General features: G+C 39.8%; 6 protein-coding genes. 4 read left to right on the top strand and 2 right to left on the bottom strand.

Features of this window, described 5'->3' with window-relative positions; translation table 11 throughout:
* Nucleotides 1–158: 158 nt before the first annotated feature.
* The 4 genes from PN462_RS11815 (at nucleotide 159) to lysS (ending at nucleotide 3,382) form a co-directional block, all read left to right on the top strand.
* Entirely contained in the window at nucleotides 159–443 is a 285-nt protein-coding gene (locus PN462_RS11815) for a sensor histidine kinase (protein ID WP_272128437.1), read from the top strand.
* 31 nt (nucleotides 444–474) lie between these two features.
* The gene (locus PN462_RS11810) at nucleotides 475–792 is read left to right on the top strand and encodes a hypothetical protein (protein WP_272128436.1); all 318 of its coding nucleotides are present in this window, start codon (nucleotides 475–477) and stop codon (nucleotides 790–792) included.
* Entirely contained in the window at nucleotides 789–1,292 is a 504-nt protein-coding gene (locus PN462_RS11805) for a PIN domain-containing protein (RefSeq protein ID WP_272128435.1), read from the top strand. The genes PN462_RS11810 and PN462_RS11805 overlap by 4 nt, the downstream gene beginning before the upstream one ends.
* A 350-nt stretch (nucleotides 1,293–1,642) precedes the next feature.
* Nucleotides 1,643–3,382, top strand: a complete 1,740-nt coding sequence (lysS, locus tag PN462_RS11800; protein ID WP_272128434.1) for a lysine--tRNA ligase — start codon at nucleotides 1,643–1,645, stop codon at nucleotides 3,380–3,382.
* Between the two features lie 139 nt (nucleotides 3,383–3,521).
* Here the strand turns inward: lysS and PN462_RS11795 are convergent, their stop codons facing one another.
* Both PN462_RS11795 and PN462_RS11790 read right to left on the bottom strand, forming a co-directional pair.
* Complete coding sequence (locus tag PN462_RS11795; RefSeq protein WP_272128433.1) at nucleotides 3,522–4,028, bottom strand: rhodanese-like domain-containing protein; 507 nt, start codon at nucleotides 4,026–4,028, stop codon at nucleotides 3,522–3,524.
* A gap of 8 nt (nucleotides 4,029–4,036) precedes the next feature.
* Nucleotides 4,037–4,477: a DUF3122 domain-containing protein gene (locus PN462_RS11790; RefSeq protein WP_272128431.1), complete on the bottom strand. Its 441-nt coding sequence runs from the start codon at nucleotides 4,475–4,477 to the stop codon at nucleotides 4,037–4,039.
* Nucleotides 4,478–4,880 lie beyond the last annotated feature (403 nt).

Below are 4,880 nucleotides of genomic sequence, written 5' to 3'. Positions count from 1 at the left end.
TACTGAGAAGATGTTGTCGTTTCTGTAAAAACTTTAATACTATGAAACGGCTATTCACTCTTTTTATAGATTACAAACTGTTTACCTTGCCTCATCTTAAAAACTACGATGTGTTTTCATATCTCGTTTGAAAATGCTATAGTCCTAAAATCAGTTTAATGAGTAAAGGGTTACAAGATAAAGTACAAATTTCAATTCGGGATAATGGGAATGGAATTCCCTCGGAAAATATTGATAAAATATTTACACCTTTTTTCACCACAAAACCCACAGGAGAGGGGACAGGACTGGGTTTATCCCTAGCCCACGAAACTATTGTTTCCCTCCATCAAGGGGAAGTTACAGTCAATTCTACTCCCCAAGAATACACCGAAATTACAGTTTTTTTGCCCAAGGAAATTTACTTTCAAGAGAGTTCCCAAAACCGCAATTTTGCTTTATAATTGAATTAGAGAATCAGAGGAAACATCAAAGATGACAATATCCAATGTTCAAACTGCTGTTCAAGTCGCTAAACAGTATTTTTTTAGTATTCAACCAGAAATCGGAGAGGATATCAGTGATCTGCGATTAGAAGAAGTTGAGAAAACAGAAGATCGACAATATTGGTTAATTACGTTAGGATATGATCGCCCTCATCAAACTCCTTATAATTCTCTTAATTCTTTGTTGAAGTCATCAGAAACTTTATCAGAAACTTTAAATAAAAAAACTAAAAAACGAGAATATAAAGTAGTAAAAATTGATGCGGACACTGGAGAAGTGGAATCTATAAAAATCCGAGAAATATGAGCAATTACATTAGCTCTTTATTAGTGGAGTATCGTAACCAAGGAATTGTAATTGATACAAATATCTTACTTCTCTGGGTTGTGGGAACAGTGAACCCCAAGCGAATTGAAAAATTCTCTCCGACTGACTGCTTTAATCTTCAAGACTATGAGCTTTTATTACCAATTATTGACTATTTTCAAAAAATCGTTACTACGGCTAATATTTTAACTGAAGTCAATAGCTTTCTTAATAAATTACGAGAACCAGAGCGTTCTCAATCTTTATTAATCTTAGCCAAAGCTACCGAAAATCTTGAGGAAATTTATCTCCCTAGTTCTCAAGTCGTTACCCATCCTAAGTTTACAACCTTTGGGTTAACAGACTCTGGAATTGTTGAAATATCTCGTAATCAATATTTGGTGCTAACGGATGATCTCAAACTTTGGAGTTATTTAAACAATTCTGGAATTGCTGCTATAAATTTTAACCACATTAGAGAATTAGGATGGGCGGTTTAAATATTCTTGACTCTATTGAGATAAACAAAGTTAAAGGTAAGCATTCAGGATTCAGCTTTTGAATGAAAGCGGTAAACATTTATTTCAACCCATAAAGGTAAGAGTCGTAGGCTTTTCTCCACACTTTCAATTCTCAACAAGTCTCTCACTTATTATACCTCCTTTCTCCTGTTTGAGAGACTTCGCCAAAGGAATGTTAGTTTTAAGAGTCGCGGCTAATAGCTGATAGCTGAATACTTACAGTTAAATTAACTAAATTAGCTCTGTAAAATTTAACTTTTTATGCTATAATGAGAGGGCAAAAAAGCAAAGTAACTTTTTCAGCGTAACAACTCTTAACATTGCTCATCATGGCTGCTGATCAATCCCAAAACAAAGCGAAAGCAAAAAACAACGCTCAAAATACCTCAACATTAGAAGAAATTCGCGCTACACGACTAGAGAAAGTTGACCAGTTAAAACAAGAGGGATTGACCCCCTACGCTTATAAATGGGAATTAACCCATCAGGCCGCAGAATTACAAGAAAAATATGCGGATTTAGAACCAGGAGAGGAAGTTGAGACTGAAGTTAAAATTGCAGGTCGAATTATTGCCCGTCGCGTCTTCGGAAAACTGGCCTTTTTTAATCTTCAAGATGAAAGCGGAACAATTCAACTGTACTTGGATAAAAAGCGCATTCAATCGCAAATGCCAGATTTATCTAGTGCCTTTAATATCCTAAAAAAATATACTGATGTGGGGGATATTTTAGGCGCAAAAGGGACAATTAAACGCACGGAAAAAGGAGAATTATCGGTTTATGTGAGTGAATATGCGATTCTCACTAAATCTTTACTACCCCTTCCCGACAAATGGCATGGTTTGACCGACACAGAAAAACGTTATCGTCAGCGTTATGTGGATTTAATTGTCAATCCAGATGTGCGAGAAACCTTCCGTCGTCGCGCAAAAATTACCGCCTCCATTCGTCGTTCTTTAGATGAACAAGATTTTATCGAAATTGAAACTCCCGTTTTGCAAGGGGAAGCAGGGGGAGCAGATGCGCGGCCTTTTGTGACCTATCACAACACCTTGCAGATGGAATTATACCTGCGAATTGCCACAGAATTACATCTGAAACGGTTAATTGTGGGTGGGTTTGAGAAGGTGTTTGAATTGGGGCGCATTTTCCGGAATGAAGGGGTTTCTACGAAGCATAACCCCGAATTTACTTCCATCGAAATCTATCAAGCCTATGCGGATTATTCCGATATGATGGAGTTGACGGAGAATCTGATCGCCACTGCGGCACAGGATGTTTTAGGTACATTAAAATTAATCTATCAAGAGCAAGAAATTGATCTAACTCCACCTTGGCGACGGGTGACAATGCACGAGATTGTTCAAGAAGTGACGGGGTTAGATTTTAATAACTTTGGGACATTTGAGGAGGGCAAAAAAGCCGCAGAGCAAGCGGAAATTGGTGTGCCTCAAGACTGTAAAACGTTGGGTCAATTGCTCAATGAAACCTTTGAGCAAAAAGTGGAAGATACGCTCATTCAACCTACGTTTATTTTAGATTATCCCAAAGAAATTTCTCCTCTGACAAAACCCCATCGCTCTAAACCGGGTTTGGTGGAAAGGTTTGAGTTGTTTATTGTGGGACGAGAAACGGCTAATAGTTTCTCGGAGTTAACTGATCCCATTGATCAACGGGAACGGTTAGAATTACAAGCGGCCAAAAAAGCGGCGGGAGATTTAGAAGCGCAGGGAGTTGATGAAGATTTCTTGGCCGCATTAGAGTATGGAATGCCTCCGACTGGGGGGTTAGGGATTGGCATTGATCGTTTAGTGATGTTGTTAACGAATTCGCCTAGTATTCGGGATGTGATTGCGTTCCCGTTACTCAAAAGTAGTAGTGCGGTTGCCCAGTCCGTTGATTATGATGCGGAAAAAAAAATATTGAACATTGAGTTCAATAATGGCAGTGTGTACTATTATAATGATGTCCCGGAGTCGGTGTATAATGAGTTAAAAAATGCGCCTTCGCTTGGGCAGTATTTTAATCAGTTTATTCGGGATAAGTATGGGTGCGATCGCGTCAAATAACCCCAAGTTCTAGTTGCATTTTAACCCACTTTATGGTAAGCGTCGGGTGGGTTCAGATTCTCCCCACCCAACTCAACTAAATCCTCGGTTTCAAGAATCAGTTCTACACAACGTTACCGTTGTCGCCTAAAAGATCAGATTACTCTACCTTTTCTCCAGACTCTTTCCACCCTTGAAAACTAGGGGGAAATCCGCTTACATTGTCATAACCTAACAACTGTAATGCCATCACCCCCATTCCGGTTCGATATCCCGTGGAACAATAGACAATGACAGGTCGATCTTTAGGGATTTTATCTAAATTCTCAGCTAACTGCCGTAAGGGAATATTCAGGGCTTCTGGAATGTGTCCTGATTCGTATTCTGAGGGTTGACGCACATCAATTAAAACGGCATCCTCCTCTTTGATTTGTGCCTTAATTTTGTCTGTTTTAAACGTTGTATAAAACCCTTGAGGGATGTTTTTTAAAAACTCTGGAACTGGAGAGCTAGAGGTAGCTTGATCAACGGCAGGCATGGAGAGACTATTGCCTAATTCTGCCGCCACTGTGGGGGTAGTGGAGAGGAGGAACGCGAGAAGGCTACTTAGGAGAATTATTAATGGTTTAGGGGAAGGGCTGAAGCCCTTACTACGAACTGTTTGCATTATTTTACTTACTCTTTAGTTGCTAATTCTTTCCACTCTTGGATGTACACGGGAGAAATTGCTAATTTAATCTCGTTCTCGTCTTCTGTCGGTAAGGAAAGCACTAATTCAACTTTAGTGGGTAACTCATCAATGACAGAACTTAGTGCATATTGACCAATATTTCCTTGGGGATCACGGCCTTCTGTAAAGGCTTCTTCAGAAATATCTTCCGCCTGAAAATAATCGCCTTCGGGGGTTTGAATAATTAACGGATGATTGTGTAAAATATTTGCCGTTCCGGGGAAACCAGATAGACGCAATTTTAAATCTTTTGCGCCATCTTCTGTAATACGTTTAAAGGCTATGACTTGCCAAGTATCTTGATATTGATCCTTTAATTTATGGCGGGATTGATACACCATTTGCTCCGCCGATTCCTCCATTTGGGTGATTTCTGCGTGAGCCATTGGGGGTTGTATTGCTCCTCGTCCACCGAAAAGGCCGAATAAGGAGATAACTAGGACACATAACCCAGTTAGAATCTTTTTCAGGGGAAATTTCATCGATATTTGCTCCTTTTTTCAAGATTTTGCAGTTTATCTATCAAGGATTAAACCGTGATCCTAGGTTGCTCTACATCTGTCCTTTGTCTTAGATATAATTTTTCATCTCTTTCTTAAGAGGGATTACAGTATTATGGATATACATTAGACCAGAACTAGAGAGCATAGTTCAACAAAAGAGCCGCGGGACTCCCCCACCTCGGAACAGGTGGGGGAGGAAAGCGGGTGAGTCGATACCGCTTCTCCTGCGGAGACGCTGCGCGAACGATGCGGCTGAGACTCACAACCTCTTAGGCTACGCATAGAC

The sequence above is a fragment of the Spirulina sp. CS-785/01 genome (genome assembly GCF_028330525.1).
Classification (GTDB): domain Bacteria; phylum Cyanobacteriota; class Cyanobacteriia; order Cyanobacteriales; family Spirulinaceae; genus JAQMSD01.
Note: the sequence above shows the minus strand (reverse complement) of the source record. Positions and strands in the feature narration are given on the sequence as shown.

Excerpts from the sequence above, each read along its gene's own strand:
- PN462_RS11795 (WP_272128433.1), bottom strand. The coding sequence starts at position 4,028 with ATGCAAACAGTTCGTAGTAAGGGCTTCAGCCCTTCCCCTAAACCATTA.
- PN462_RS11815 (WP_272128437.1), top strand. The coding sequence starts at position 159 with ATGAGTAAAGGGTTACAAGATAAAGTACAAATTTCAATTCGGGATAAT.
- PN462_RS11810 (WP_272128436.1), top strand. The coding sequence starts at position 475 with ATGACAATATCCAATGTTCAAACTGCTGTTCAAGTCGCTAAACAGTAT.
- PN462_RS11805 (WP_272128435.1), top strand. The coding sequence starts at position 789 with ATGAGCAATTACATTAGCTCTTTATTAGTGGAGTATCGTAACCAAGGA.
- PN462_RS11790 (WP_272128431.1), bottom strand. The coding sequence starts at position 4,477 with ATGGCTCACGCAGAAATCACCCAAATGGAGGAATCGGCGGAGCAAATG.
- lysS (WP_272128434.1), top strand. The coding sequence starts at position 1,643 with ATGGCTGCTGATCAATCCCAAAACAAAGCGAAAGCAAAAAACAACGCT.